The sequence below is a fragment of the Spirosoma horti genome, assembly GCF_054776595.1.
The window spans coordinates 578,966-604,431 of sequence record NZ_BAAHBQ010000004.1; the positions used below are offsets into that span (position 1 = coordinate 578,966).

The 25,466-nt window shown below is 47.9% G+C and carries 26 protein-coding genes and 1 tRNA gene; 18 read left to right on the top strand and 9 right to left on the bottom strand.

Annotated features, from left to right (window positions below):
• Positions 1-47 precede the first annotated feature (47 nt).
• Positions 48-953 carry a glycerophosphodiester phosphodiesterase family protein gene (locus ACYVAM_RS14075; RefSeq protein ID WP_461067965.1) on the top strand — a complete coding sequence of 302 codons (906 nt, stop codon included), beginning with the start codon at positions 48-50 and terminating at the stop codon, positions 951-953.
• A gap of 71 nt (positions 954-1,024) precedes the next feature.
• On the top strand, positions 1,025-2,551 hold the full coding sequence (locus tag ACYVAM_RS14080; protein WP_461067967.1) for a GH3 auxin-responsive promoter family protein: 1,527 nt from the start codon (positions 1,025-1,027) through the stop codon (positions 2,549-2,551).
• 34 nt (positions 2,552-2,585) lie between these two features.
• Here ACYVAM_RS14080 and ACYVAM_RS14085 read toward each other — a convergent pair whose 3' ends face one another.
• Both ACYVAM_RS14085 and ACYVAM_RS14090 read right to left on the bottom strand, forming a co-directional pair.
• Positions 2,586-3,059: a flavin reductase family protein gene (locus tag ACYVAM_RS14085; protein ID WP_461067969.1), complete on the bottom strand. Its 474-nt coding sequence runs from the start codon at positions 3,057-3,059 to the stop codon at positions 2,586-2,588.
• A gap of 47 nt (positions 3,060-3,106) precedes the next feature.
• Positions 3,107-4,378, bottom strand: a complete 1,272-nt coding sequence (locus ACYVAM_RS14090; RefSeq protein WP_461067971.1) for a hypothetical protein — start codon at positions 4,376-4,378, stop codon at positions 3,107-3,109.
• 198 nt (positions 4,379-4,576) lie between these two features.
• Between ACYVAM_RS14090 and ACYVAM_RS14095 the strand changes: the two genes are divergently transcribed.
• Positions 4,577-5,839, top strand: coding sequence for a 4-hydroxy-3-methylbut-2-enyl diphosphate reductase (locus ACYVAM_RS14095; RefSeq protein WP_461067973.1), 1,263 nt, complete (start codon positions 4,577-4,579; stop codon positions 5,837-5,839).
• Here the strand turns inward: ACYVAM_RS14095 and ACYVAM_RS14100 are convergent.
• Both ACYVAM_RS14100 and ACYVAM_RS14105 read right to left on the bottom strand, forming a co-directional pair.
• Positions 5,826-7,526, bottom strand: coding sequence for a glycoside hydrolase family 10 protein (locus ACYVAM_RS14100; RefSeq protein ID WP_461067975.1), 1,701 nt, complete (start codon positions 7,524-7,526; stop codon positions 5,826-5,828). The genes ACYVAM_RS14095 and ACYVAM_RS14100 overlap by 14 nt on opposite strands.
• 52 nt (positions 7,527-7,578) lie before the next feature.
• Positions 7,579-7,740 (bottom strand): DUF2256 domain-containing protein, encoded by a 162-nt coding sequence (locus tag ACYVAM_RS14105; RefSeq protein ID WP_461067977.1) that lies wholly within the window; start codon positions 7,738-7,740, stop codon positions 7,579-7,581.
• Positions 7,741-7,991: 251 nt separating this feature from the next.
• Here ACYVAM_RS14105 and ACYVAM_RS14110 point away from each other — a divergent pair, with 251 nt between their 5' ends.
• Both ACYVAM_RS14110 and ACYVAM_RS14115 read left to right on the top strand, forming a co-directional pair.
• Complete coding sequence (locus tag ACYVAM_RS14110; protein ID WP_461067979.1) at positions 7,992-8,285, top strand: TIGR03643 family protein; 294 nt, start codon at positions 7,992-7,994, stop codon at positions 8,283-8,285.
• Between the two features lie 174 nt (positions 8,286-8,459).
• Entirely contained in the window at positions 8,460-8,930 is a 471-nt protein-coding gene (locus tag ACYVAM_RS14115; protein WP_046578019.1) for an Lrp/AsnC family transcriptional regulator, read from the top strand.
• A 77-nt stretch (positions 8,931-9,007) separates the two neighbouring features.
• On the opposite strand, the gene ACYVAM_RS14120 is transcribed toward ACYVAM_RS14115, so the two are convergent.
• On the bottom strand, positions 9,008-10,225 hold the full coding sequence (locus tag ACYVAM_RS14120; RefSeq protein WP_461067981.1) for a tetratricopeptide repeat protein: 1,218 nt from the start codon (positions 10,223-10,225) through the stop codon (positions 9,008-9,010).
• Positions 10,226-10,354: 129 nt separating this feature from the next.
• Here ACYVAM_RS14120 and hpt point away from each other — a divergent pair, with 129 nt between their 5' ends.
• On the top strand, positions 10,355-10,909 hold the full coding sequence (gene hpt / locus ACYVAM_RS14125; RefSeq protein WP_461067983.1) for a hypoxanthine phosphoribosyltransferase: 555 nt from the start codon (positions 10,355-10,357) through the stop codon (positions 10,907-10,909).
• A 68-nt stretch (positions 10,910-10,977) separates the two neighbouring features.
• On the opposite strand, the gene ACYVAM_RS14130 is transcribed toward hpt, so the two are convergent.
• A complete protein-coding gene (locus ACYVAM_RS14130; protein WP_461067985.1) occupies positions 10,978-12,198 on the bottom strand; it encodes an NADH-quinone oxidoreductase subunit D in 1,221 nt (406 codons plus the stop codon).
• Positions 12,199-12,427: 229 nt separating this feature from the next.
• Here ACYVAM_RS14130 and rpmG point away from each other — a divergent pair, with 229 nt between their 5' ends.
• The 12 genes from rpmG (at position 12,428) to ACYVAM_RS14190 (ending at position 22,942) form a co-directional block, all read left to right on the top strand.
• Complete coding sequence (rpmG, locus tag ACYVAM_RS14135; RefSeq protein WP_012929817.1) at positions 12,428-12,613, top strand: 50S ribosomal protein L33; 186 nt, start codon at positions 12,428-12,430, stop codon at positions 12,611-12,613.
• 94 nt (positions 12,614-12,707) lie between these two features.
• On the top strand, positions 12,708-12,863 hold the full coding sequence (locus ACYVAM_RS14140; protein ID WP_080238052.1) for a DUF4295 domain-containing protein: 156 nt from the start codon (positions 12,708-12,710) through the stop codon (positions 12,861-12,863).
• A gap of 176 nt (positions 12,864-13,039) precedes the next feature.
• On the top strand, positions 13,040-13,996 hold the full coding sequence (ftsY, locus tag ACYVAM_RS14145) for a signal recognition particle-docking protein FtsY (protein WP_461067987.1): 957 nt from the start codon (positions 13,040-13,042) through the stop codon (positions 13,994-13,996).
• Positions 13,997-14,005: 9 nt separating this feature from the next.
• Complete coding sequence (locus tag ACYVAM_RS14150) at positions 14,006-14,212, top strand: prevent-host-death family protein (protein ID WP_461067989.1); 207 nt, start codon at positions 14,006-14,008, stop codon at positions 14,210-14,212.
• Entirely contained in the window at positions 14,209-14,724 is a 516-nt protein-coding gene (locus ACYVAM_RS14155; protein WP_461067991.1) for a hypothetical protein, read from the top strand. Before ACYVAM_RS14150 ends, ACYVAM_RS14155 begins: the two co-directional genes overlap by 4 nt.
• A 65-nt stretch (positions 14,725-14,789) precedes the next feature.
• A complete protein-coding gene (gene rimO, locus ACYVAM_RS14160) occupies positions 14,790-16,097 on the top strand; it encodes a 30S ribosomal protein S12 methylthiotransferase RimO (protein ID WP_461067993.1) in 1,308 nt (435 codons plus the stop codon).
• A gap of 202 nt (positions 16,098-16,299) precedes the next feature.
• Complete coding sequence (bshC, locus tag ACYVAM_RS14165) at positions 16,300-17,847, top strand: bacillithiol biosynthesis cysteine-adding enzyme BshC (RefSeq protein ID WP_461067995.1); 1,548 nt, start codon at positions 16,300-16,302, stop codon at positions 17,845-17,847.
• A 30-nt stretch (positions 17,848-17,877) separates the two neighbouring features.
• A complete protein-coding gene (locus ACYVAM_RS14170) occupies positions 17,878-18,471 on the top strand; it encodes a 5-formyltetrahydrofolate cyclo-ligase (protein WP_461067997.1) in 594 nt (197 codons plus the stop codon).
• Positions 18,472-18,551: 80 nt separating this feature from the next.
• Complete coding sequence (locus ACYVAM_RS14175; RefSeq protein ID WP_461067999.1) at positions 18,552-19,205, top strand: hypothetical protein; 654 nt, start codon at positions 18,552-18,554, stop codon at positions 19,203-19,205.
• Positions 19,206-19,372: 167 nt separating this feature from the next.
• Positions 19,373-20,386, top strand: a complete 1,014-nt coding sequence (locus tag ACYVAM_RS14180; RefSeq protein ID WP_461068001.1) for an aspartate-semialdehyde dehydrogenase — start codon at positions 19,373-19,375, stop codon at positions 20,384-20,386.
• A gap of 112 nt (positions 20,387-20,498) precedes the next feature.
• Entirely contained in the window at positions 20,499-21,266 is a 768-nt protein-coding gene (locus ACYVAM_RS14185) for an ABC transporter ATP-binding protein (RefSeq protein WP_461068003.1), read from the top strand.
• 5 nt (positions 21,267-21,271) lie between these two features.
• Positions 21,272-22,942 (top strand): hypothetical protein, encoded by a 1,671-nt coding sequence (locus ACYVAM_RS14190; RefSeq protein WP_461068005.1) that lies wholly within the window; start codon positions 21,272-21,274, stop codon positions 22,940-22,942.
• An 18-nt stretch (positions 22,943-22,960) separates the two neighbouring features.
• On the opposite strand, the gene ACYVAM_RS14195 is transcribed toward ACYVAM_RS14190, so the two are convergent.
• The 3 genes from ACYVAM_RS14195 to ACYVAM_RS14205 form a co-directional block, all read right to left on the bottom strand.
• On the bottom strand, positions 22,961-23,392 hold the full coding sequence (locus ACYVAM_RS14195) for an RrF2 family transcriptional regulator (protein ID WP_461068007.1): 432 nt from the start codon (positions 23,390-23,392) through the stop codon (positions 22,961-22,963).
• Positions 23,393-23,902: 510 nt separating this feature from the next.
• Positions 23,903-23,986, bottom strand: a tRNA-Leu gene (locus ACYVAM_RS14200).
• A gap of 81 nt (positions 23,987-24,067) precedes the next feature.
• Positions 24,068-25,405, bottom strand: a complete 1,338-nt coding sequence (locus ACYVAM_RS14205) for a dihydroorotase (RefSeq protein WP_461068009.1) — start codon at positions 25,403-25,405, stop codon at positions 24,068-24,070.
• Positions 25,406-25,466: the final 61 nt, after the last annotated feature.

Below are 25,466 nucleotides of genomic sequence, written 5' to 3' on the forward strand. Positions count from 1 at the left end.
GGGCTTACTAAAGAAACTGTACTTTTGGTAGCCTTTCCGTTCAGTCTATGCGCTCGCTTGTACTCCTGTTTTTCATGGCTTCTCTTGCTCTTATTCCGTCAGATTCGCCCCCATTCGACCTGGAGGGACACCGCGGGTGCCGGGGATTGATGCCGGAAAATACCATACCTGCTTTTTTGAAAGCCCTTGATCTGGGCGTGACAACCCTGGAGATGGATGTCGTCATCAGCAAAGATCAACAGGTAGTTGTTTCGCACGAACCTTACTTCAACGCAGCCTTCAGCATCGCCCCCAACGGTGTGCCAGTTGATAAGAAAGAGCAAAAAAATCTGACTCTTTATCAGATGAATTACGCCGACATCAAGCAATACGATGTCGGCTCAAACGGTAATCCCGCTTACCCGGAGCAGCAAAAAATCAAGGCCTATAAACCCTTGTTAAGCGAGGTCATCGAACAGGCCGAAGCTTACCGAAAGGCGAAGGCTCTTCCCTCATTTTCGTACAACATCGAAATCAAAAGTGAGCCGTCAGAGTATAACGAGAGCCAGCCGGAACCTGTGGCCTTCTGCGACCTGGTGCAGGCCGTCTTAAAAAAACAACTGTTGGCAGAAAACGTCAATTTGGATCGTATCGTTATCCAAAGCTTCGACTTTGCCATACTAAACCAATGGAAAAAAGGAATGCAGGATGGGAAGTACCCTACCGTTCGACTGTCGGCTTTGGTTGAAAATTTGCGGAGTCCGGAAAAAAATCTGAATAATCTCAGCTTCAAACCTGACATCTACAGTCCCCATTTTCGTTTGATCAGCCAGGATAAAATTGCGCGGTTGCACCAGCAGGGGATCAAGGTAATTCCCTGGACAGTCAACCAGCGCGACGACATGGAACGACTCAAACGGTGGGGGGTCGATGGCTTTATTACTGATTACCCGGACCGGGCAAACGGATTATAAACCCTATCGGTCAGATTTACGTTTTCATCACTAACCTCCTCAATCTGGTTAGTTTATGTTATTTTAGCCCCATGACTGTTCTAAATACCACGCTCAAATGGCTCCTACAACGGCGACTGCCGCGCATTGAAGCCATGATGAAACAACCCGGTGCGGTGCAACAGAAAGTCTTTACGCAACTTATTCGGGCGGGCCGCCGAACAGAATGGGGGCAAAAGCACGCGTATAAATCCATTCAGAGCATCCGCGATTTCCAGCAGCAAGTTCCTGTTTCGAGCTACGAAGACCTGTTCCCTTATATCGAACGGGTCATGAAGGGCGAAAACAAAATACTGTGGCCTTCGCCGGTTCGCTGGTTTGCCAAATCATCGGGCACGACCAATGCCCGAAGCAAGTTTATTCCCGTTACGACCGAGTCGCTGGATGAAAGCCATTTCAAAGGCGGCAAAGACATGATGGCCCTGTATGTGGCCAACAACCCCGATAGCCGGGCCTTCGAGGGAAAAGGATTGTCCATTGGTGGCAGCCTTCATCCAAACACGCTCGGTACGAACAGTGCGGTTGGCGACGTATCGGCAGTGGTGATGGCAAATCTGCCCAGTTGGGCCCAGTATATTCGCACCCCTTCTATTCAGGTTGCCTTAATGGACGAGTGGGAATCCAAACTGGAACGGATGGCCGAGATCACCTCGCAGGAAAACGTGACCAGTTTGCTCGGTACACCCACCTGGGGAATGGTCCTGATCGACAAAATTCTTGCCTTGACGGGCAAGTCCAATATCCTGGAAGTATGGCCAAACTTCGAAGTGATGATGCATGGAGCGGTTAATTTCCAGCCTTACCGGGAGTTATTCCAGCACCATGTTTTCCCATCGAAAGCCGTTCGCTACCAGGAAGTTTATAATGCGTCGGAAGGTTTTTTCGCTATTCAGGACGACTTGACCCGCGTGGGGGAAATGCTCCTGATGCTCGATTATGGGATTTTTTACGAGTTTGTACCGATCCACGAAGCCGATCAGCCATATCCGAAGGCGCTCACAATCGACGAAGTCGAGCTGGATAAAAATTATGCCCTGATCGTATCGACCAATGGCGGCTTGTGGCGTTATAAAGTCGGCGACACCGTCCGGTTTACATCGCTCTACCCACATCGCCTGAAAGTAAGCGGTCGTACCAAGCATTTTATCAATGCCTTTGGCGAAGAAGTTATCGTTGAAAACGCCGAAACGGCCATTACGCAGGCCTGCGAAGCCACAGGAGCCGTTATAGCCGACTACACCGCTGGGCCAAACTATATGAGCAACGGTGCCAATGGCTGCCATGAATGGGTAATCGAGTTTACACAGGAGCCCGACAACCAGCAACGGTTCAACCAGGTTCTGGACGAAACCCTCAGGCAAATCAATTCCGACTACGACGCCAAGCGGTACAATGACATGGTGCTCAAACGACCCCGTATTCATGTCGTACCAGCGGGTACGTTCTATGCCTGGATGAAGCATCGCGGCAAAGTTGGCGGTCAGCATAAAGTGCCCCGGCTGGCCAATTCCCGCGAATATCTGGACGATATCCTGAAAGAGATGATGAATTATGAATGATGAACGGTTCTCATGCAGTCCTGTTTACGCTAGCTCATCCTCGTATTAGCTTTCTGGCTTTTAAAAACGAATTGTTCATCACTTCCTTGTCCGGATTCAGCACGACTTGTTTGATGACCTCGCAGACAAATAATTCATGATCACCGGCATCGGTGCTGTGGCTAACGCAGCACTGCACGTAGCCGACGGCTTCCGTCAGATATGGACAACCCCGTTCATCGAGGGCATGAGGCAGATTTTTGAATTTGTCTTTATCACGCCCCGATTGCTGGCCAAGTTTACGAATCAGCCCCGGCTGATCAACGGCCAGCAAGTTTACGTTCAGGATACCGCTTTCCCGCACTAGCTCAATTGTATAATCGACCTTGTACAGCGCAACGGCCAATACCTTACCGCCCATGTCTGTTTGCATGAGCCAGGTAACAATATTGGCGTTCCGTTTCCCATTGGCTACGGTCGTTACACTGTGAACATCGTAGTCTTTGTATTTTAATAATCGTCGGGGCATATGGGGACATTTTCAGGGCAGCGCAACGTTGTAACCTATTCTAGGCGCTACCGGTTTGCTTCAGACAACCAATGAAATTGCCGCTCTGCCAGTTGAAAATGACGGTTTTGCCGTTTTAGCCCGATAACGACTGAATCCGTTCGAATTTTGCCCCTCAGCAAAATCTGATTGGTATCAGGCATGGTGTAGGCCATGGTGAACAGGGCCGTTGTGTCTGAAGCGAATTTTTTGAACGCTATCGTGTGTGCTGCCGAATCGAGCTTATAACTGAAATAACCCCGGCGATAGCGCTGTCGAAATAATGTGTCTGCCGTTAGAATACTTCCCGAATTATTTGCTTCGAAAACAACGTCCTTCCAGCGTAGACTATCGACGGGAGTGCCCTGAAACTGCTCGACGGTGAAGAATCCGGTAGCCAGTTTTTTAGGAGCAGGCTCCTGGTCGGAAGAAGAAAAAAATTGACTGAGTGGCACTACAAAAAACAGCAGAATAAACGCAACTTTTAGCGCTAACTGGCTTCTTTTCATCCATTCTTTGGACAATACAAACCGAGTAGCGGCTTGCGTCGGTTTGTTGAAAACGAAGAAATTCAACAGGCGCCGGGCATCGCCAATCAGCAGAAAATTGCTGAATAGAAATAGATGAATGGAGAATATCTTGACGGGTATATCGTAGCAAAGATTCATCATCATCACGTTCAGAAACACACTGGCCGCAACGAAGGCCCCTAATGTGCTCGTGCGACGGACTATCAGCAGCAGGCCGGCGACTACTTCGACCGCTCCCGAAAAAAACTGATAGGGCGTTGAATACCCAATAAAATACCAGGCAAATCGCATAGGCAGATAATCGCCCAAGGGGGTGGCCAACGCACTTAATGACGGAAAAATCATCTGAAAACCAAACAGTTTGATAACCCCGTAACGTAAGGCGACCATCGCAACGTAATAGCGAACCAACACCAGCAACCAGTAATACGCCGTATCGTAGTTTGTTCGCTTATCAACAATTGTCCAGATGATGGTGCCCAAAAATGCCGTCAGCAGGAAGAAGCACAATTGAGCATAGCCATAGGATGTATCGCCACTGCCGTTGAGCGGCACCAGCACATCCTTAACATGAAAAAGGTGTGTGTTACTTAAATTAACCAGCCAACCCTCCGCTCTGCTGTAGTAGTCACCGAGCAGATTCAGGCCAGGAATATCGCCCAGCCAACCCAGGGGTGATATGTATAGGAGACTATAAATACAGCTAAAGCGAAAGAGGATTTTACGCCATCCGGTCCAGGCGTCAACCAATTGGGTAGACGAATTTATCATTGATGCTCGAAATGGGGTTGAGAATGAGTGTGTCGTGCTTGTCAAATATACTAAAAGCCCGTTGTGACTCAACTAGCGGTCAATGCGGTTCGTCGTTACCTTTGCATCGAACGAAGGCATTTGCTCTGTTGTTCTCACTATAAATGATTCTTACTGAGTTGACAGGCCCCATTTGCTTTTCACTCGCCCTTTGCGTCAATGAAATCGTTCGACATACCCGATTATTACCGCAGCAGCATTATTACTCCTCTGAAAGAATTTCGGCGGAAACGCGATAAGCTGAAGCGGGATTTTACCCCTACCCTACTCGATTTCGGCCCGATCAGATTGCTGATCGCCCGTCATTTCGGCTTTTGCTACGGCGTCGAAAACGCAGTCGAGATTGCGTATAAAGCCATTGCTGAAAATCCAGGCAAGCGTATTTTTCTGCTCAGCGAGATGATTCATAATCCCGACGTCAACGCTGATTTGCAGGATAGAGGGGTTCGATTCATTATGGACACAAGCGGGCGGCAACTCATTCCGTGGTCGGAGCTGGTCCCGGAGGATGTCGTGATTATTCCTGCTTTCGGTACGACGCTGGAAACACAAAGCCAGCTATCGGCCTTAGGGCTCAATATTGAGAAATACGATACGACCTGTCCTTTTGTTGAAAAAGTGTGGAACAAGGCAAGTCAGATTGGTCAGAAAAATTACACCGTTGTTGTCCACGGCAAGCCGAGTCACGAAGAAACACGAGCTACGTTTTCGCACAGCAAAGAAGCGGCCCCCACGGTTGTGGTTAAAGACATGGCCCAAACCCAGCGGCTGGCAAAATACATTACAGGTGAGTTGTCAATTGAGCAGTTCTACGGTGAATTCGAGGGCCAGTTCTCGGTTGGTTTCGATCCATCCCGCGACTTGCAACGCATTGGCGTGGTGAACCAGACGACCATGCTGGCCTCTGATACCCAGAGTATTGCTGATTACCTGAAGCAGGTAATGACGCAAAAATATTCGTTAACGGCCGACACCGTTGATGCCCATTTTGCCAACACCCGCGATACGCTTTGTTACGCCACCAACGATAACCAGGATGCCACTTACGCCCTGCTGGACTATCCGGCTGACTTCGCCATTGTGGCGGGCGGGTATAATTCGTCCAACACATCGCACATCGTCGAACTCTGCGAAGAGAAACTTCCGACCTACTTTATCGAATCGGAGCAGAAAATTCTATCAGATACCTTGATCTGTCACTTTAACGGCCATAGCAAGCAGGAAGTCGTAACCGAAAACTTCATTCCCCGACCGGATGGTCCTCGACCGGATAGCCTATTCTCTAACCCGGTTACGGTGTTGCTGACCTGTGGAGCCTCCTGCCCCGACGCCGTTGTCGAAGGCATCCTGCTCAAACTAGTTAGTTTTTTTCCCAATGCACGAGCAGTGGAAGACGTTGTTGGCGAGTTCACTGCACTTTAATCGCTACCTCCCGGCTTTCATTCTGGAGCCGGTCGAGAGCGGTGATCACGTAGGTGTATTTCTTTTTAGGGTCCGCCGTTTTATCCAGAAAGCGAGTAGACGATTCGCCCGTACATCGTGCCAGTATATAGCGGGGGTCGTTGGTGAGCAAGCGCGGCCGACGTCCTTCAAACCGGTAAATAAGGTACGCACTAGCCTCGTCGCCATCGCTGGCTTCGGCCGATTGTTCCCAATATAATTCAACGCCATCGGCTGTTACGGCCGCTTTCAAATCACGGGGCGGCAAGGGAGGGATGCTATCCAGCCAATTCATGGTTGGCACGAGCGCCGGATGCCGGTAGAAATTTGTTTGCAATGAATCCCGGATGGCAAGCGGGTTGGTCTGTAAATTTTTAGCACTGAAGAATATACTCCCCTTCACGACCTGCTGTTGCCGGTTATAGCGCATCTGATCGGGAAACTCCGTGGGTCGCCACCAGCCAGGGTCTCGCTCAGAGCCCCGCCCGACCCGATAGGCACCATGGCCGATGTAGAGATGACAGTTGCCGGGGCAATTTCGTGTCCACCATTCTACCAGTGTTTTATAGGGGGCTCTATTGAACTCCGAACTAAAATAAACCTGAGGCACAATGTAGTCGATCAGGCCTTCGCGCACCCATTTCCGGGTATCGGCATAAATTTCGTAATACGATTGTCCACCGTTGGTGGCAGACCCATCCGGGTCACTGCTTTGGTTTTTCCATATCCCAAACGGGCTAATGCCAAACTTAACCCAGGGTTTATTGGCCCGAATGGAATCCCGCAGTTCTTTGACGAGCTTTGTCACATTATCGCGTCGCCAGTCGGCTTTAGTCATGCCGTTAAAGTTCGCCTTATACGTACTGTCATCACGCAACACCTGGCCCGGTTCGGCGTACGGGTAAAAGTAATCATCGAAGTGAATGCCGTCTACGTCATATTCCCGAACCACATTCGCCACGATGCCCGCAATGTAGGAACGAACGGCTGGCAGGCCAAGGTTAAAAAGCTTTTTACCACCATAATTCAGCATCCACTCCGGTTTACGGTAAACGATATTCGTTGGCGCGACGCTGGCCGTTTTACCGAACGTGGCCCGGTCGAGATTAAACCAGGCATGAAATTCGAGCCCGCGCTGGTGTGCCTGCTCGATCATGAATTCCAGAGGATCATAGAAGGGCTCGGGAGGTAACCCCTGTTGTCCCGTCAGCCACTCCGACCAAGGCTCTGAACTACGGGCATAAAACGCATCAGCGGCTGATCGAACCTGCACGACAACGGCGTTGAGACCCATTTGCTGATGCTGATCGAACATGGATACTATTTCACGCTGTTGATCAGCAACGGGCAATCCTTTTTTGCTTGGCCAGTCGATATTATTGACCGTGGCAATCCAAACCGCCCGAAATTCGCGTTTGGGGGGCGCGGGCGTCAGATTAGTTACTTCATCGAAAGGAAGCGTATCAGCGGGTGCAACAACGACTTTAGGAACAACAGGCTTGGGCGCGGGTGGTTTGATAGCAACTGGTTTTTCAGGAGCCGGAACAACTACAACCGGGCGTGTGGGCTTAGGAGCAGGCTTCTTTGCCACTACAACAGGCTTGGCATGCCGACAACCATTGACGAAAAGGAAGAAAAACAAGAGACTACTATAAGCAATCAGACGCATTGGGCAGTGTAGGTTAACTGCCAAAATTAACGATAGTCGGGCATACCTTAGCCTATTTCACAGGCAATTCTGCCTTTTTCCCATTTACCCGACATGCATCGCTACAATAGATAACGTTATCCCAGACACGCTCCCATTTTTTACGCCAGCTAAAAGGTCGATTGCATACAGGACATATTTTCGTTGGCAAATCCGACTTTTTACGCATTTTCATAAAAGACTAACATTTATCTTCCGAAACAAGTTTTCTTGCTTCTGCACGTTCTCAATGCTAATACCCATCTCAGAACCACCTTAAATGTTACTTTCCTCAGTATTTTCCTTCTTATGTGCGGATACTAATGATAAGATTGACAATAGGAAACAGTGGTTTACGCTTTAAAACGATTAATGCTGCACACTAACTTACTAGATCACTAGTTGGTGCAAAACCAGTCGTTTCGATCTATTTATAGTTCTACAATTATGAAATCAACAACAACAAGTATATCCCTTGCAGCCGCCGATATTGACCGTATTGTGGAAATGGCCTGGGAAGATCGTACGCCCTTTGAGGCTATTCAGGCGCAGTTTGGTCTGACCGAACAAGACGTTATTGACCTGATGCGTCGGGAGTTGAAACAGGCATCCTGGCATAGATGGCGGGCGCGTGTGCAGGGGCGTTCAACCAAACACGCTACCTTGTCGGCCGTTCCAGATGCCCGGTTTAAATCGGCTCAACAACGCGTCATTTCGCTGAACAAGGTTAGTAAACGGTAATTTTCCTAATTTGGTGTCTGGCTTAATATACTTACTTTTGTGCCGGTTTAAAACATTATTGGCACTATTTGTTCTGTGATTTGAATCAATCCAATAAGTTTTAAGAATTTTCTATTTCAAAAGGTGGTAGCTTTGTGCCATCCTGTAACACAGTATTAATAGACTGCATCATTTATGTCGAGCCAGAAATTAGATCAGATAGATCGAAACGTATTAGAAATTCTCCAGGCTAACGCTAAAATCACCAACGCTCAGCTTTCTAAAGAAATAGGCCTTTCGCCCGCACCAACTCTCGAACGCGTTAAGAAACTCGAAACATCGGGAATTATTCAGAGCTACCATGCTCAATTAAACCGCGAGAAAATAGGTCTTGGCGTCACGACATTCGTTATGGTTACGCTGGTTGGCCATAAGAAAGAGACCACCATGTCGTTTGTCGAGAAAGTTAACGAAATCGCCGAAATCATAGAGTGTCACCACATTACCGGCTCAGGCGACTTTCTGCTTAAAGTGATCGCAAAAGATATTTCGTCTTATCAGGGACTGATGCTCGATGTGATCAACGAAATTGATGAGGTAGCCAGCACTCAAACGATGGTGATCATGTCTACGTTCAAGGAAAGCAAAGTGTTGCCAATTCCTTGACTAATGATGAATGATGAATGATGAATGATGAATGATGAATTAGTCCCAAAGTATCGTTCATCATTCATCATTCATCATTAGTCCTTACGTTTCCTCCGCTCTTCCCGTCTTGATTTCTTGGCATCGTCCAGGGCCTTTTTGGCCTCTTTATACTGGCTTGACTTTCGCTCGGCTTTATCCAGCACTTCCTTGAAATACGTCTGCGCCAGGTCGTAGTTTTTCTCCTCGTTTGCAATCTTGGCCAATCCTATCAGCGACGACAAGTAATAGCCAGCATTGGTGGCATTCGTTTGTTTTGCGTATTCAACCGCCTTCTGATAATTTATCTTTGCCTCCGGTATATTCTTGTAAAACAACTGGTTGATGTAAGCCAGAATATAAGCGGCCGTGCGCCCACTTACTCCTTCATAACCCGCCTGGGTCCGATCAACTTTTGCCAGAATATCTTTAGAGATCCGTTCAGCTTCGGCCAGACGCCCCGTGACAAAGGCCGATCGGGCAAAGTACCGCTCAAAGAATGGATTGTCAGGATATTGCTCAAACATGTACTTCGACATCTCATAAGCCTTATCGTACTGATTCTCCATGCTATAAATCTGAACCAGAAAATACCGGGCTTCTACGCGCGTATAAAAGGCCGTATTGGCCGTTTTTTCCAGCTCTTTAATCCCATTTACCTTATTGCCCTTAGGAAAAAACATCAGGATCGGCTTCAGGAGCGGATAATTTTCCGGAATCCATTGGGCGTAGTAGTTGTACATGCCGTCGCCAAATAGCAACTCGGGACTAAAATCAGCGTTGCCTTTGCACTTCTCGAAATACTTCAGCGCATTCTTACCGGCAAACGTCGCCTTCGTCCACTTTTTACGTTCGGAGTACAGACGTCCTTTGAAGGCGTAAGCCGCAGCCAGGAAGAAGGAAGGTTCCAGCTTATTTTCGCTGTTGTCGTAGAGTTTCTCGGCCAGTGCAATGGTTGTATCCATATAAGCGATACACTGGCTGTCGTAATCCGTTACGTCCGTGTTCGGCACGATTTTCCACCACTCGGCCAGGCCCATCAGAAAGTACGGCATCGGATGTTTGGGATAACGCACCCGCAACCACCGAAACTCTTTATCCGCTTCGTAAAATTTATAATTGTACATCAGGTTGATGGCCTCCGCCGACTCAATCTGAACGCCGGGATGTTTCAGCAACCCATCGTATTTTTTATCAAACGCCGACGGGTCGTAGAGCTGAGCATGCGCCAAAGAGGCCATACCGAATAGCCACACCGTCAACAATATCTTATTCATCCGTTAAATTTAGCGTTAGTAGTATATGAACGTAATCTGCCGTAAGTCCGTTTGCCTGCGCTTATTTTTCAGTAAATTTTTGTCCGCTTTCCTGGCATCGGCGTATCTTTGATACCCCAAGACGCCGATATGATAACGATCAAAGACAAAACATTTGTCCCGTTTATTCCCGCCGATGCCATTCAGGACCGCATTCAGGAATTAGCCAAGCAAATCAACCAGGAATATGCCGATAAGCAACCGCTCATTGTGGTCGTTCTGAACGGTGCTTTTCTTTTCGCAGCCGATCTGGTCAAACACCTCATTATTCCCTGCGAAATTACATTCATTCGGGTGGCTTCTTACCAGGCTACCGAGTCCAGCGGTCAAGTGAAGGAGATTTTGGGATTGAGTGAGTCCATCGAAGGCCGTGATCTGATCGTTGTTGAAGACATTGTGGATACGGGTCTAACCCTACATCAAGTGTGTGCCCAGCTTCGGGAGAAAGCCCCGGCCTCCGTCTCCATCGCCACGCTCTTGTATAAGCCAACCGCACTCAAAGAAGCCCTCGACTTACGATATGTCGGTTTTGAGATCGAAAACCGTTTTGTGCTGGGCTATGGTCTGGACTATGATGGACTGGGCCGGAATACACAGGACATATTTGTTCTTTTTGAGGAGTTGGTAGCGGGGGGCGAGGAATAAGGACTTGCTGACACGAGCGCGATTCAGCGCTCTGGTTTACCCGGATAAATCCTCATTCTTACTACCCCTTACCGGTCCACTTCCCCCATCACCACGTCAATCGACCCAATAATAGCCACCAAATCGGCCAGCATGGCTCCTTTACTGATTTCGCTGATGACCGACAAGTTGTGAAAACAGCACGACCGGGCTTTACAACGCACGGGTATATCTGATTTGCCATCGGTTCGAAAAAAGAAGCCAAGTTCGCCTTTCGAGCTTTCGGCACGGGCATAAAAATCCATCGCCTTCGGCCTGATTTTCTTGGGAACTACAGCCTGCGGATCGTAGTCTCGGGTACGCTTGTAATCGCCCAGCAGTTGATCGAGGCATTGTTCCACAATTCGGATAGACTCGTGACACTCCAGCACGCGAACATTGTTCCGGTCCCAGCAATCGCCGACAGTGCCCATTTTTCCTTCGCCGATGGGAATGTCAAAGTCGAGTTCGGGATAAACGGAATAGGCATCTACTCGGCGGAGGTCGTAGCGCAAACCCGACCCGCGCAGCATAGGACCCGTACAGCCATAATCGATCGCCACCGCCAGGGGTAATACGCCGACATTGGCCGTGCGTTTCACGAAAATTTCATTTTCGATAACCAGTTGCTGCAACTCGACCAGTTTAGGCTTGAGATAAGAAATAAACTCCCGGCAGCGTTCCTCAAAACCAACAGGCAGGTCGTAAAATAGCCCCCCCACCCAGATATAGTTGTAAAGCATCCGTGCACCACTGACCCATTCGAGCAGTCGCTGAATGTGTTCCCGGTCGCGCATGAGCCACAGAAAAGGGGTATAGGCACCAATGTCGAGCGCGTAAGTACCAATACCGACAAAATGAGCAGCAATCCGATTCAATTCCGCCACGAGTACCCGTATGTATTCGGTTCGTTTTGGAATGTCGTTCTGGATACCAAGCATTTTTTCCACACCCATTACAAAAGCGTGCTCGGAATTCATGGCAGCCAGGTAATCGAGCCGGTCAACGAATGGGATTGTCTGATTGAAGGGGAGCGACTGAGCGTGTTTTTCAAAACAACGGTGCAGATAACCCAGATGCGGCACCACATCAACAATGATTTCGCCATCGGTAACGACTTCAAAGCGCAACACACCGTGAGTCGACGGGTGCTGTGGTCCCATGTTCAGAATCATTTCACCCTCGCTGAGCATTTCAGGTTTATAGACCGTGGGTTCCGATGCGTTAAAATGCCCTGGCGCGTATTCGTATTGGATCGTTTGTGTGTTCATGGGTGGCACCAGACAGCCGCTGGCTGTTTGTGTAAATAAATCAAACAGCCAGCGGCTGTCTGGTACAAAGGTAGGTCAAAGGTCGAAAGCAGGTGTCCGAAAGTCAACCACAGATTGACTTTTCTCAAGGTGCTCACAGAAAAACACAGCATTTTTTCTAACAAGCTCTTTGTCAAGTGAAAGACATTGCGTACCTTTGCGCTCCTTATCGAGAAAACGAACTTTAGCAATGGCAAAGAAAGGCGCCAATAGAATCCAGGTTATTCTGGAATGCACCGAGCAGAAAGACAGCGGTGTTCCCGGCATGTCCCGGTACATTACTACGAAAAACCGGAAAAACACGCCGGCTCGTATCGAGCGGAAGAAGTACAATCCGTTCCTTAAGAAAGTAACGCTGCACAAAGAAATTAAATAGGTTTTAGGTTTATCGTTTTCTGTTTACGGTAGGTAGAGTCCATCTGCTGCCGAATCCGAAAACGGAGAGCCGTAAACCGTAAACTAAAAAGACAATGGCAAAAAAGGTAGTTGCAACCCTGAAAACGAAGGATAACGGCAAGGCATTCGCCAAAATTATCAAAGCCGTTAAATCGCCTAAAACTGGCGCTTACACCTTCAAAGAAGAAATGGTCCCGGTTGACGAAGTACAGTCTGCGCTGAAAAGCTAGGCATTGAAAAGTCAGCTTCCCGCACGAAGACATTTGTCCCACAGCCGTAACCGGTTCTGTGGGACTTTTTTTTATTAAAAAATAGTTAGGTCAGGTAGCGGCATAGCCACCTATGAGTTATCAGAAATACGCTATTCTATCTGACTATTAATTGACCAATTCACTGACTCTACCTTATGGCCCTATTTGGTTTATTTTCAAAGGAAAAGAAAGAAACGCTCGACAAAGGCTTAGAGAAAACAAAAGACAGCTTTTTTTCTAAACTCGGCCGGGCCGTTGTTGGAAAATCCACTGTCGACGAAGAGGTTCTGGATGAAGTCGAAAACGTACTTATTTCGTCGGATGTAGGTGTTGAAACAACCGTTAAAATTATCCGAAGAATTGAAGAACGCGTCGCCCGCGATAAATACGTGGGAACTGAAGAACTCGACCGCATTCTTCGTGAAGAAATAGCCGGGTTACTATCAGATAATAATACGATTGATATAGCGGATGATTTTTCGCTACCCGCTGGCATAAAACCCTACGTTATTATGGTTGTGGGCGTTAATGGAGTCGGTAAAACAACAACCATTGGTAAACTGGCCGCTCAGTTTCATAAGCGCGGCAAGAAAGTCGTGCTGGGCGCGGGCGACACGTTCCGGGCTGCTGCCGTCGATCAGCTCAAACTCTGGGGTGATCGGGTGGGCGTTCCGGTTATTTCACACGGCATGAACACCGATCCATCCGCTGTTGCCTTCGACGCCGTAAAGAAAGCCACCGAAATTGGCGCCGATGTCGTGATCATCGACACCGCCGGACGATTGCACACCAAAATTAACCTGATGAACGAGTTGACCAAAATTAAGCGGGTGATGCAAAAGTTCACGTCCGAAGCACCACACGAGGTGCTGTTGGTTCTGGACGGATCTACCGGGCAAAACGCGTTTATTCAGGCAACCGAATTCACGAAAGCAACGGAGGTAACCGCTTTGGCCATTACTAAACTGGATGGTACGGCAAAAGGGGGTGTTGTGATTGGCATTTCGGATCAGTTCAAGATTCCGGTCAAATACATCGGCGTTGGCGAGAAGATCGACGATTTGCAGACCTTCAACAAGATGGAGTTCGTGGATTCGTTCTTCAAGAAATGATAGCTACAAATGACACTGAACGCGCAAATTAGTCAATCTGAAGGCAAACAGAAATTCGCGGTGATTGCTTACGAAGCGTATGAAGCTCTGCAAAAAAGTCTGGCTTCATTCGATAGTCTTGAAGACTTTCTTGACTATGCTCATGCGCTGAAAGCTAGGTGTGAAACCACTTCATGGCACTCGCTCGACGAAGTAAAACGGGAGCTCGAATTATGAGTAATCCTATCCTGCGATTTGTAGGCAACAGATCAATCTTGCTTCTGGTCAGTCTATTAGTATTATCCCTTTCACTGTCCGTTTCAGCCCAGAAAGCCCCCCAGCGCAAAGCAGCTAAAGCCGTGACAAAACAGGGAATTTGTGGCGTGGTTCGGGAAAAACGTGGCAATTACATGCCTAGTCCCGATTCGCCCCGCCAAAACCCCGAAGGCACGCCGGTTGAACGCGACGTGCTGATTTTTCCCATGTTGAACAGGAGTCAGGTTGAAGCAGGTGAAAATGGATTTATCAATTCCGTGGGGGACGCGAAACCCGTAAAAACCGTCAAGTCGGGGAAAGACGGAACGTTTTGCGTGAGCCTCCCGGTGGGGCATTACACCGTGATGGTCCGGGAAGAAAAGGGATTATACGCGAATCTGTCAGATAGTAAAAACAATATTTTTCCGGTCAACGTCCAGAAAAACAAGTCAGTCACAGTAACGGTGGCCATTACTCACCAGGCTGTATTTTGAGTAACGCGGACATCCTGTCCGCAGTATTATGCAAATAAGGGCGGACAGGATGTCCGCGTTACGAAATGAAAACAAAAGGGATACGTACCAATAAAATCAATATCGTCACGCTCGGTTGTTCGAAGAACCTGGTGGACTCGGAGGTGCTTTTTACGCAACTCAAGGGCAACGGGATGAACGTGACGCACGAATCAAAAAAGGACGACGCCAATATCGTTGTCATCAATACGTGTGGCTTTATTGATAATGCCAAAGAAGAATCCATCAATACCATATTGCGCTACGTGGATGCGAAGGACGCCGGTATTGTTGACAAGGTTTACGTTACGGGTTGTCTTTCACACCGTTATAAAGACGAACTCGAAATAGAGATGCCAACTGTAGATGCCTGGTTTGGCACCAACGAGTTACCCAGAATGCTGAAAACGCTTCGTGCCGACTACAAGCACGAACTCGTTGGCGAACGGTTACTCACAACCCCGGCGCACTTTGCTTATCTAAAAATTGCCGAAGGCTGCGACCGGCCCTGTTCATTCTGTGCCATTCCGCTCATGCGGGGTGGTCATGTGTCCCGCCCGTTTGAAGAGTTGTTGACCGAAGCCAAGTCGCTTGCTCGACGCGGCACGAAAGAATTGATCTTGATTGCCCAGGATTTGACCTATTACGGACTCGATCTGTATAAAAAACGTAATCTTGCCGAGCTGGTCGATAAACTGGCCGACGTTGAAGGCATTGACTGGATTAGGTTACAGTACGCTTATCCGTCAGGTTTTCCGCTGGAAGTACTGGACGTTATGCGCGAGCGGTCAAACGTGTGCAATTACCTGGACATGCCGCTGCAAACCGGCTCTACGGAGTTGCTTAAGATTATGCGTCGGGGAATTACCCGGGAGAAAACTGAAAGTTTGATCCATACGATTCGCGAACGTGTTCCCGGCATTACTCTTCGTACAACCCTGATTGCGGGTCACCCCGGCGAAACAGAGGCTATGTTCCAGGAAACATACGACTTTGTTGAACGGATGCGCTTTGATCGGTTGGGTGTATTTGCCTATTCGCACGAAGACGACACGCATTCATTTTCCATGCCCGACGATATTCCGGCCGATATCAAGCAGGAACGGGTGGAGGAACTCATGGAAATTCAGCAGGGTATTTCTCAGGAACTGAACCAGCAGAAAATCGGAAATACATACAAAGTACTATTCGACCGGAAAGAAGGCGGCTATTTCATTGGTCGTACCGAAGCCGATTCGCCCGAAGTTGATAATGAGGTATTGGTTTCCGCTACGCAATATGTAAGGCTGGGTGACTTTGCCAACGTACGTATTGATCGCGCTGAAGAGTTTGACTTATATGGTGAAGTTGTTTAATTACATCTAAAGTTTAACTGCAAAGACGCAAAGGGCAGGCGCAAAGACCGCAATACACATGTTGTATACTTTTGCGGTCTTTGCGCCTTTGTGTTTAGAATTGGTACAACAAAAAAACAAGGATTAAATACAGCAAACTCCCACCGAACCTTGCCGGATTTTTCGTTGTTAAAATCCGGTAAACGCAACTTCCGCCTACCGCATGGACTGTCAGTACCTGCCGCTTGCCTCAACCGGCCTTTTTTCCTCCCTATTCCTTGATTACATTTCGAATAAAGACAGCTTAAAACCTTTTTATGGCCGCTTTCCTGACATAGGGGCCTTCAAGGGCCAAATTGACGAGAAAACGTTTGATGAGGCCAACCGCCGGGTTTTGGTTAATGCTCTTGAGCAACAATACCAGTCATTTGACAAAAAACCGGATTTTTCGATACTGCTCCAGCCTAACACGTTTACCGTCACCACCGGGCACCAGCTCAACATTTTTACTGGACCGCTCTACATTATTTACAAGCTCATTACGACAATAAATCTGGCCAGAAAGCTTAAAGCCGCTTACCCCAGCTATAATTTCGTGCCGGTTTACTGGATGGCTACCGAAGATCACGACTTCGCAGAGATCAACCATTTCTCGTTAATGGGCAAGAATTACGCCTGGCAAACGGAGCAGCGTGGAGCCGTTGGCCGCATGAATCCGAAGGAGTTAAAGGCCCTTTTTGCCCAAATCCCCGAGAAACTATCTCTATTTGAAACGGCTTACCTACAACATGATACCCTGGCCGATGCCGCTCGACATTATGTAAACGAATTGTTTGGAGCCGAAGGACTGATTTGTTTAGATGCCGACGATGCAGCCCTGAAACGGGTTTTTGCTCCCGTTATGCGGGATGAACTTACCCAGCAGAAATCAGGTGAACTGGTACAGGCAAGAACCAGAGAGCTTGAGGAACTAGGGTACAAGACAGTGATAGCGCCCCGCGATATCAACTTATTTTACCTGGACGACCAGATTCGGGAACGCATTGAGCGCAAGGAAGACGGAACGTATCGGGTCCTTCATACGAAAGTAAGCTTTTCGGAAAGCGAGATACTTAACTTGTTAGATGAACATCCCGAAAAGTTTAGCCCAAACGTGGTGTTGCGACCCTTGTACCAGGAAACTATTCTGCCCAACCTGGCCTATATTGGTGGACCATCGGAGGTCCCCTATTGGTTGCAGTTAAAAAGTGTGTTTGAGCACTACAAAACAACCTTCCCGATTTTAATGCCGCGAAATTTTGCCATGTATGTTTCGGCCGTAAGTTCGAAACGCATCTGCAAGCTCGGTCTCACTCCCGAACAACTATTCCAGGATACACTCGCCCTTAAACGGGAATTTATCGAAACCCACACCCGACACATACTTAAGTTCGACAACGAGAATAAAACCATCAATAAAGCGCTTGATGCTATTCTGCACAAAGCGCAAATGGTCGATCCAACGCTCGAAAAGGCAGTTTTAGCCGAAACCAAACGATTTGCCGACGCCGTCACCCGACTCGAAAAGAAAATGCGTCGGGCCGAAGAACGCAATCAGGAAACCGGCATCCGGCAGTTGCTGGCCGTTAAGAATGACCTTTTCCCAAATGGAGGGCTCCAGGAACGCAGCGAAAACTTCCTGACGTTTTACCTGAATGATCGTCAATTTCTGCAAAAAATGCTGTCGGTCTTCGACCCGTTCAATTATCAAATGCAGCTTTGCCTGGAGTAATTAGCTGGTCAGGTAGCACTACATGATTTTATGACCAAAGCTGAATTGCGTCAGGAGTTTTTGGCAAAACGCAAAGCCCTTACAGGTGAAGAAATTACCCGGGATAGCCAACGCATAGCCCGTAATTTCTTCACCTATCTTGAGCAGCATAACCTTGACGGTACTCAGGCTACCATGCATACATTTCTGCCCATCAAACGGCGAAATGAAATAGATACCTGGCCTATCATCCATCAAATCTGGACAAATTTCCCCCATTTCCAGATAAGTGTACCGGTCACGGACGAGTATACGCATCAACTGATCAATTATAAGCTGTTTCCATCTACGGCGCTGGTAGAGAACAGACTAGGCATTCCGGAACCTGCCGTTGGTAGCCGATATGAAACGGACCTCGCTCAAATAAGCATCGTCTTGGTACCTTTGCTCACCTTCGACAAACAGGGCCATCGCGTCGGCTATGGCGGTGGTTATTATGACCGTTTTCTGGCGAGTTGCCGCCCCGATTGCCTCAAAATTGGCCTTTCGCTTTTCGAGCCCATTCAAGTGATTGACGACATCACGTTGACAGATGTTCCACTGAACTGTTTTATAACACCTAAACAACTATATAGCTACAATTAAGACTATTTAATCATACTTTATTTACTTTTTAATATAAGCAATTACTGGTTGTTGTTAACTTTCTAGAAAGCACAGCGACCATGAAAAAACTTCTGCTTCTACTTCTCCTCTGCCCGTTGTCATTGTGGGCACAGCAAGACAGGATTCCAACCCCGGTTCAGGGAGAGACGCTCAAGCTAATTGAAAGCGATCTAGTCCCTTCGTACAATGGACGATATGGACAGCAGGTAAAAACCCAGTACATGTATGATGGTCTCGACGTTCGGCATGCCAAAGAACTGGGGCAGTATATTCTGGCATCGGGCAATCCTGATGCTATTCACGAGTTTAATGCCTACATCGGTAGCCGCAAAGCGGGTGGCTGGCTTATTGCGGGCGGAATTATAACATCAGCAATAGGACTAATCGTTGGAATTTCTAATGACCACTCGGGCGAGGCCAATAAGGGTCCTTATTCTGCAACGGGCGTTGTCAGTAACGGAACAATATGTTATGGCTATTGCAATCCGGTTCCAGACCGTACAAATGAGAGTGCCGTAAAAGCAGGCGTGACCACTTGCGCTTCGGGTCTACTTGTGGCCGCTATTGGCGGCATTATGCTACGTCCCGGTCAGCACTTGCGTCGTTCGGTGCAGTATTATAACCGGGCGTTGAGGCAACGTGGTGTATCCTGGCAACTAACGCCCTACTCGTCTCTTTCCAATTCGGGCGTTGGTCTGGTTGGGCGCTTCTAACTTTTTTAAACGATAATTCCTGTCCGTCAAAGTTTTACCCTATTTTTGCAGGCCAATTATCATGCGGGCGTTGGCTAGTGCAAACAGACCCGTTTTTATTAACCAAATAAAGCGGCTTCCACGGTAAGAACCCGTACGGGCGGCCTCGTGGCATCCGCATCAAAACAATGAAAATCGCAGTCGTTGGGGCTACTGGCTTAGTCGGTAGCGAAATCCTGAAGGTGCTCGCTGAGCGCAACTTCCCCGTGTCAGAACTTATTCCCGTCGCTTCCGAGCGGTCGGTTGGTAAACAGGTTGAGTTCAAGGGTAAATCATACACGGTCGTTAGCTTCGAGGATGCCATTGCTGCCAAACCCGCCATTGCGATTTTTTCGGCGGGTGGTGGCACGTCGCTTTCGCTGGCGCCCAAGTTTGCCGAAGCCGGTATTACGGTTATCGACAACTCGTCGGCCTGGCGGATGGACCCAAGCAAGAAACTGGTTGTTCCCGAAATAAACGCCAATACGCTGACAACCGAAGACAAGATTATTGCTAACCCAAACTGTTCAACCATCCAGATGGTTGTCGCCCTGAAACCGCTTCACGATCGCTTCACCGTTAAGCGGGTGGTGGTATCCACTTATCAGTCGGTAACGGGAACGGGGAAAGCCGCCGTCGACCAACTTTTTGCCGAACGAACAGGCCAGCAAGGCGTTGATAAAGTATACCCGCACCCCATCGATCTGAACGTACTGCCCCATATCGACGTCTTCCTCGACAATGGATATACGAAAGAGGAAATGAAAATGGTCAATGAGACCAAGAAGATTATGGGCGATGACTCGATTCAGGTTACGGCGACTACAGTTCGCATTCCAACCATTGGCGGTCACTCAGAGGCCGTCAACATTGAGTTTGAGAACGAGTTTGACTTAAACGAAGTCGTTGAGATACTAACCAACGCCGAAGGTATTATTGTACAGGATGATCCCGCCAACAAAATTTACCCAATGCCGCTGACGGCTCATGGGAAAGATGAGGTGTTTGTCGGTCGTATTCGTCGTGACGAAAGCCAGCCTAAAACACTGAATATGTGGATTGTGGCTGATAATCTCCGGAAAGGAGCCGCTACCAACGCCGTACAGATTGCCGAATATTTAATGAAGCATAACCTGGTTGAAAGTGAAGCCGTAGCGGTGTAACCAGTCATCCTGTTTTCTTACCGAAAGTCCCGTTCAGCTGATTGTTGAATGGGACTTTTTGCGTAGATTTAATTTAGATCTTCTCAATGAAAATTTATTTCCTATACCTGAAATGTCCGTTATCCAACTCCAGAACATCTATAAATCGTATGAGTCGACGCCCGTTTTAAAAGGCATTGACCTGAACGTATCGGCGGGGCAGATTGTGGGCTACATTGGCCCCAATGGCGCGGGAAAGTCGACAACCATCAAAATTCTGATTGGTATGCTCCCCGATTTTACCGGAGAAGCCACCGTGCTGGGCATGGATGTAAAGACACAATCGCTCGAGATTAAACGCCGGATTGGCTATGTTCCCGAAAATGCGGCTCTGTATGATACGCTGACCCCGCTGGAATACCTTCAGTTTATTGGTCAATTGTATGCACTGGACCCAATTCACATCGAGCGAAAAGCGTTGGAACTACTTCGGCTTTTTCAACTCAGCGACCACGCCAACGCCCGCATGACTACTTTCTCGAAAGGAATGCGCCAGAAAGTTCTGCTCATTTCGGGTCTTCTGCATAACCCGGATGTGATTTTTCTGGATGAGCCGCTCTCCGGGCTGGATGCCAACGCCGTTGTGCTGACCAAGGAAATTATGAGGCAGTTGGTGAACGATGGCAAAACCATTTTCTACAGCTCCCATATTATGGATGTGGTCGAGAAGATTTCGGATCGAATCATTATCATTAACCAGGGCCAGATTATTGCCGATGGCACCTTTGCCGAGCTACAACACCAGCGCCCTGAGTCGCTCGAGCAATTGTTTGCCCAGTTGACAGGCAGCGACGGACAAACGGGTGTTGCTGAAGAGTTTGTTCACGCACTCAAAAATTAATCGGAATGACAAGCCTTATTCTCTGGTTACTTGACCGGATAAAACCCGTGTTTCGGTTGCTGGGAGCTGATTATGGTCAATTGCGGGCTATTGTACAGGTAAAACTGATAATGGATAACCGCCGGAGCTTCGTTAGCTTGGGCCGATATGGCAAGCCATCAGCGGAGAGCAATAGCAACTTTACCCGTATACTCATCATTTACACCATCTTTGGCAGCCTGATTAGTCTGGGTATACTGGGTATACCCGATCGCGACAAGCTCTTCTTTCCGCTTACGCTACAATTTTCCTATATCATGGCCCTATGCGCCATGACGCTCATTACCGATTTCTCATCGGTCATTATGGACTCTTCCGACAACCAGATCATTCTGCCCCGTCCCGTTGATAACCGAACCCTGTGGTTAGCCCGGATTGTCCATATAACCAGCTATTTGTTCGCCATTGCCTTATCCTTGTCGGTAGGGGGCATCTTGTTTCTGGCGTATCGATTCAGCCCAATCGTGGGGCTGGCGTTTCTGGTCATGGGCTTGTTGTCGGCCGTCCTGATGGTCTTTCTGACCAATGTATTTTACCTGGTACTGATGCGGTTCATCAGTGAAGAAAAGCTGCGGGAGGTTATCAACTATTTTCAGATTGTGATGGCTGTGCTGTTCTACGGCGGTTACCAGTTGTTGCCCCGCCTTATCGGCTCACAGGATGTTTTGTCTCAAACCATCGACCATCAGTGGTGGCATTACCTAATTCCATCCATGTGGATGGCAGGCACAGTTGATATGCTTGTTCAACCCATACTGGACACTACTCACCTGATCTATGGAGCATTAGCACTATTGATGCCATTTGGCAGCTTATGGTTTATGAACCGGTTTCTAACGACCGGCTTTACCCAGAAATTAAGTCGAATCGATAACGAAAGCGGGGTAGAAACCTCAATCGCTACAGGCAAAAAAACACAAGCGGCTAAGTTCAACTGGCTGGGCAGACTTTCCGGCTGGTTCACGACGAATCCACTCGAACGAGCCGCTTTCGCTTTTACCTGGCGAATAACTGGCCGGGACCGTAAATTCAAGCTCAAAACCTATCCTCAACTGGGATTTGGCTTTGCCTACGTGGTGGCTATGTCCTTTCAACGAGGTAGCCTTGGGTCGAACGGCTTTTTTTACCTGTTTGCACTCTATTTTTCGGGACTGTATGTTATGGTTGCCCAGTATCAATTGGGTATTTCCGACAATTATCGGGCGGCCTGGGTATACGGGAGCGCCCCTATCAGAACCCCAGGTGACATCCTTTCGGGAGCATTGAAGGCGCTGATCATCAAACTTCTCGTGCCGTTTTATGCACTACTGTCGAGTTACATTTTATACCGTTATGGTCTCGACAAAATCAGCGATGTGTTACTGGCATTTAGTAACTCGCTGGTTATGCTTTTATGTACAGCGTTATTATCGATACGCTTCATGCCATTTTCGGTAGCACCCGATACCCTGAAGCAGAATAATACAGCCCGAGGACTGCTTACCAGCCTTATTCTCGGGCTTGTCGGGCTCTCACATTATGGCCTGACAATTTTACCCTACGGAACCTGGATAGCCTTACCATTTTCCATAGCCCTGTTCTGGATTTTATTTCAGCAGTACAAAAAAACGGCCTGGAGCAGCGTTCAGATGGGCTGATGGCAACCAACCTACTCGTTATGGGGTTAGTTGCCCATTTGCCAGTGCAAACTGCTGCAGCGTAACCTGTTCATAAACCGCTAGGTTAGCATCCCGTACCTGAACCATTAGGGGTCGTATAACGCATGTTTCTTCATCAGAACAATCATCGCAACGCACATAAAAATGCTTCGAGACGCAAGGTGTTGGCGCAATTGGACCGTCAATGATCCGTAACACCTGCGCCAGGTTCACCTGCTGTGGGTCTAGTCGTAGCATGTAGCCGCCCCCCTTCCCTTTCTGGCTTTGCAACAAGCCATGATTACGGAGATCCAACAGAATAGCTTCCAAAAATTTCTGGGGAATGTTTTCCTTAGCCGAGATATGAGCAATCAGAATTGGTCCTCTCCCATACTCCTCGGTGAGAACTTTTAGAGCCTTAAAGGCATATTTCGCTTTCTTAGAAATCATCGTGGTATTCAGTTTTACGAAATTCCAATTCCAGAATGGTGCCCTATACTTGTCTATTGATTTTTACGGGTAATTCACCAGCTGTCTACTAACACAATAAAGTGATCCATGCAGGAATAGACAATGAATGTTTAGTTACCACATATTAACATATCCTATAGAATAAATAGAATAAATACCGATAAAATGCTCATCAATACACAAAGTTGTTAACTGTCCTGAGAATTACCAAAAATGCCAGATCTTTTTGTCATATCACTCACAAGATCGATTGGCTCTTATTATTGAATAGAAGGTTGGCTTTTTACGCCAGCCATCACCTGTTACACGATAAAAAATAGTATGGTTGTACCCTAATAAAAGTTTTCGAGCAACCTTATTAATGACAATTGATTGTTTCTCTATTTATGTTCAGGTAGTAAGCTAGAGCCTTATTGATACACGGCCCGCGTTTGTATGGATAAAAAAAATCGCAATCAACTTCTTCCAGTTGATTGCGATTTATACTTGTGCCGAAGGCGAGACTCGAACTCGCATGTCCGTAAAGACACACGCCCCTGAAACGTGCGTGTCTACCAATTTCACCACTTCGGCAGTGCGTTTCCCCGTGTTGGGATTGCAAAGATAAGGGTCTACAACTCGATTGTACAAGGTTTCCCCTATTTTTTTTCGATTCTAACGGATAAATGATAACCGCTCACCTGGTTGATCAGTAACAAAGCGACCGTTTTCGTATACCAGCTTTCCTGAAACAATCGTATGGGTCACGCTGGCCCCAAACGTATGGCCATCCAATGGCGACCAACCGCACTGATACAGAATGTTTTCTGCAGAAACCGTCATCGGTTTAGATGGATCGACCAACACCAGATCTGCCCAATAGCCTTCCCGAACGTACCCACGCCGATCTATTTGAAAACAGTCGGCGGGTGCATGACACATTTTTCGGACCAGTGTTTCTAATGTTAATTTACCCTGTTTTACAAAATCGAGCATGAGCAAAAGTGGGTGCTGTACCAGCGGCAAACCAGATGGAGCCTGCCAGTAATGCTGTTGCTTTTCAGCCCAGGTATGGGGCGCGTGGTCAGTAGCAATAATGTCCAGCCGGTCGTCCAGAAGGCCAGCTAGCAGAGCTTCTTTATGGTAAGGCGCCTTGATGGCCGGATTGCACTTGATCAGGTTGCCCAATGTCGCATAGTCTTCACTATCGAACCACAGATGATGCACACACACTTCAGCCGTTATGCGCTTTTGCGTAAGCGGTATTGTGTTGTCAAACAGCGCTAGTTCATCAGCCGTAGAAATATGCAGAATGTGCAGGCGGGTATTGTGCCGTTTGGCGAGTTCAACGGCCATATACGAAGAACGCAGGCAAGCTTCTTCGTTCCGAATCAGGGGATGAAGGCCTGCGGTAGCGTGCTCGCCATATTCAGCTTTGTAATGCTCGGTGTTTGCCCGAATTGTGGCTTCATCCTCGCAGTGTGTGGCAATCAACATGGGGCTTTCTCGAAACAATTGATCCAGCACCTTCTCATTATCGACCAGCATGTTGCCGGTTGAGGAACCCATAAACACCTTGATCCCACAAACGTCGTTTATATTTGTCCGCAGGACTTCATCAAGATTGTCGTTCGAGGCACCCATAAAAAATGAGTAATTGGCCAGTGACGTGTTGGCTGCTATAGCGTATTTTTGAGCCAGTAAGTCCTGGGTCAGCGCGTTAGGAACGGTATTGGGCATTTCCATAAAACTGGTAACGCCCCCCGCCACAGCCGCCCGCGCTTCGGACCCAATCGTGGCCTTATGCGTCAGCCCGGGCTCCCGAAAATGCACCTGATCATCAATAACACCAGGCAGTAGATAATTTCCTTTAGCGTCGATAACCGTACTCGAACCATCGTCTGGAATATGTGAATCGATCCTGGTAATTATACCTAGATCTATACAAATATCTGTTTCAATAATGCGGTTTTCGTTTACTAGCCTAGCATTCTGTATTACTATTTTACTCATGCTCTAAGTGCCTATCCAATAATAAATTGGATTTATCTATAATAAAATTCAACAATAAACG

What these genes read in the sequence shown, in the direction of transcription:
- rpmG (WP_012929817.1), top strand. Translation starts at nt 12,428, where the DNA reads ATGGCAAAGAAAGGCGCCAATAGAATCCAGGTTATTCTGGAATGCACC.
- ACYVAM_RS14170 (WP_461067997.1), top strand. Translation starts at nt 17,878, where the DNA reads ATGACCAAAGCTGAATTGCGTCAGGAGTTTTTGGCAAAACGCAAAGCC.
- rimO (WP_461067993.1), top strand. Translation starts at nt 14,790, where the DNA reads ATGAAAACAAAAGGGATACGTACCAATAAAATCAATATCGTCACGCTC.
- ACYVAM_RS14075 (WP_461067965.1), top strand. Translation starts at nt 48, where the DNA reads ATGCGCTCGCTTGTACTCCTGTTTTTCATGGCTTCTCTTGCTCTTATT.
- ACYVAM_RS14095 (WP_461067973.1), top strand. Translation starts at nt 4,577, where the DNA reads ATGAAATCGTTCGACATACCCGATTATTACCGCAGCAGCATTATTACT.
- ACYVAM_RS14205 (WP_461068009.1), bottom strand. Translation starts at nt 25,405, where the DNA reads ATGAGTAAAATAGTAATACAGAATGCTAGGCTAGTAAACGAAAACCGC.
- ACYVAM_RS14150 (WP_461067989.1), top strand. Translation starts at nt 14,006, where the DNA reads ATGACACTGAACGCGCAAATTAGTCAATCTGAAGGCAAACAGAAATTC.
- ACYVAM_RS14155 (WP_461067991.1), top strand. Translation starts at nt 14,209, where the DNA reads ATGAGTAATCCTATCCTGCGATTTGTAGGCAACAGATCAATCTTGCTT.
- ACYVAM_RS14180 (WP_461068001.1), top strand. Translation starts at nt 19,373, where the DNA reads ATGAAAATCGCAGTCGTTGGGGCTACTGGCTTAGTCGGTAGCGAAATC.
- hpt (WP_461067983.1), top strand. Translation starts at nt 10,355, where the DNA reads ATGATAACGATCAAAGACAAAACATTTGTCCCGTTTATTCCCGCCGAT.
- ftsY (WP_461067987.1), top strand. Translation starts at nt 13,040, where the DNA reads ATGGCCCTATTTGGTTTATTTTCAAAGGAAAAGAAAGAAACGCTCGAC.
- ACYVAM_RS14185 (WP_461068003.1), top strand. Translation starts at nt 20,499, where the DNA reads ATGTCCGTTATCCAACTCCAGAACATCTATAAATCGTATGAGTCGACG.
- ACYVAM_RS14130 (WP_461067985.1), bottom strand. Translation starts at nt 12,198, where the DNA reads ATGAACACACAAACGATCCAATACGAATACGCGCCAGGGCATTTTAAC.
- ACYVAM_RS14195 (WP_461068007.1), bottom strand. Translation starts at nt 23,392, where the DNA reads ATGATTTCTAAGAAAGCGAAATATGCCTTTAAGGCTCTAAAAGTTCTC.
- ACYVAM_RS14085 (WP_461067969.1), bottom strand. Translation starts at nt 3,059, where the DNA reads ATGCCCCGACGATTATTAAAATACAAAGACTACGATGTTCACAGTGTA.
- ACYVAM_RS14120 (WP_461067981.1), bottom strand. Translation starts at nt 10,225, where the DNA reads ATGAATAAGATATTGTTGACGGTGTGGCTATTCGGTATGGCCTCTTTG.
- bshC (WP_461067995.1), top strand. Translation starts at nt 16,300, where the DNA reads ATGGACTGTCAGTACCTGCCGCTTGCCTCAACCGGCCTTTTTTCCTCC.
- ACYVAM_RS14080 (WP_461067967.1), top strand. Translation starts at nt 1,025, where the DNA reads ATGACTGTTCTAAATACCACGCTCAAATGGCTCCTACAACGGCGACTG.
- ACYVAM_RS14090 (WP_461067971.1), bottom strand. Translation starts at nt 4,378, where the DNA reads ATGATAAATTCGTCTACCCAATTGGTTGACGCCTGGACCGGATGGCGT.
- ACYVAM_RS14175 (WP_461067999.1), top strand. Translation starts at nt 18,552, where the DNA reads ATGAAAAAACTTCTGCTTCTACTTCTCCTCTGCCCGTTGTCATTGTGG.
- ACYVAM_RS14105 (WP_461067977.1), bottom strand. Translation starts at nt 7,740, where the DNA reads ATGAAAATGCGTAAAAAGTCGGATTTGCCAACGAAAATATGTCCTGTA.
- ACYVAM_RS14140 (WP_080238052.1), top strand. Translation starts at nt 12,708, where the DNA reads ATGGCAAAAAAGGTAGTTGCAACCCTGAAAACGAAGGATAACGGCAAG.
- ACYVAM_RS14110 (WP_461067979.1), top strand. Translation starts at nt 7,992, where the DNA reads ATGAAATCAACAACAACAAGTATATCCCTTGCAGCCGCCGATATTGAC.
- ACYVAM_RS14100 (WP_461067975.1), bottom strand. Translation starts at nt 7,526, where the DNA reads ATGCGTCTGATTGCTTATAGTAGTCTCTTGTTTTTCTTCCTTTTCGTC.
- ACYVAM_RS14115 (WP_046578019.1), top strand. Translation starts at nt 8,460, where the DNA reads ATGTCGAGCCAGAAATTAGATCAGATAGATCGAAACGTATTAGAAATT.
- ACYVAM_RS14190 (WP_461068005.1), top strand. Translation starts at nt 21,272, where the DNA reads ATGACAAGCCTTATTCTCTGGTTACTTGACCGGATAAAACCCGTGTTT.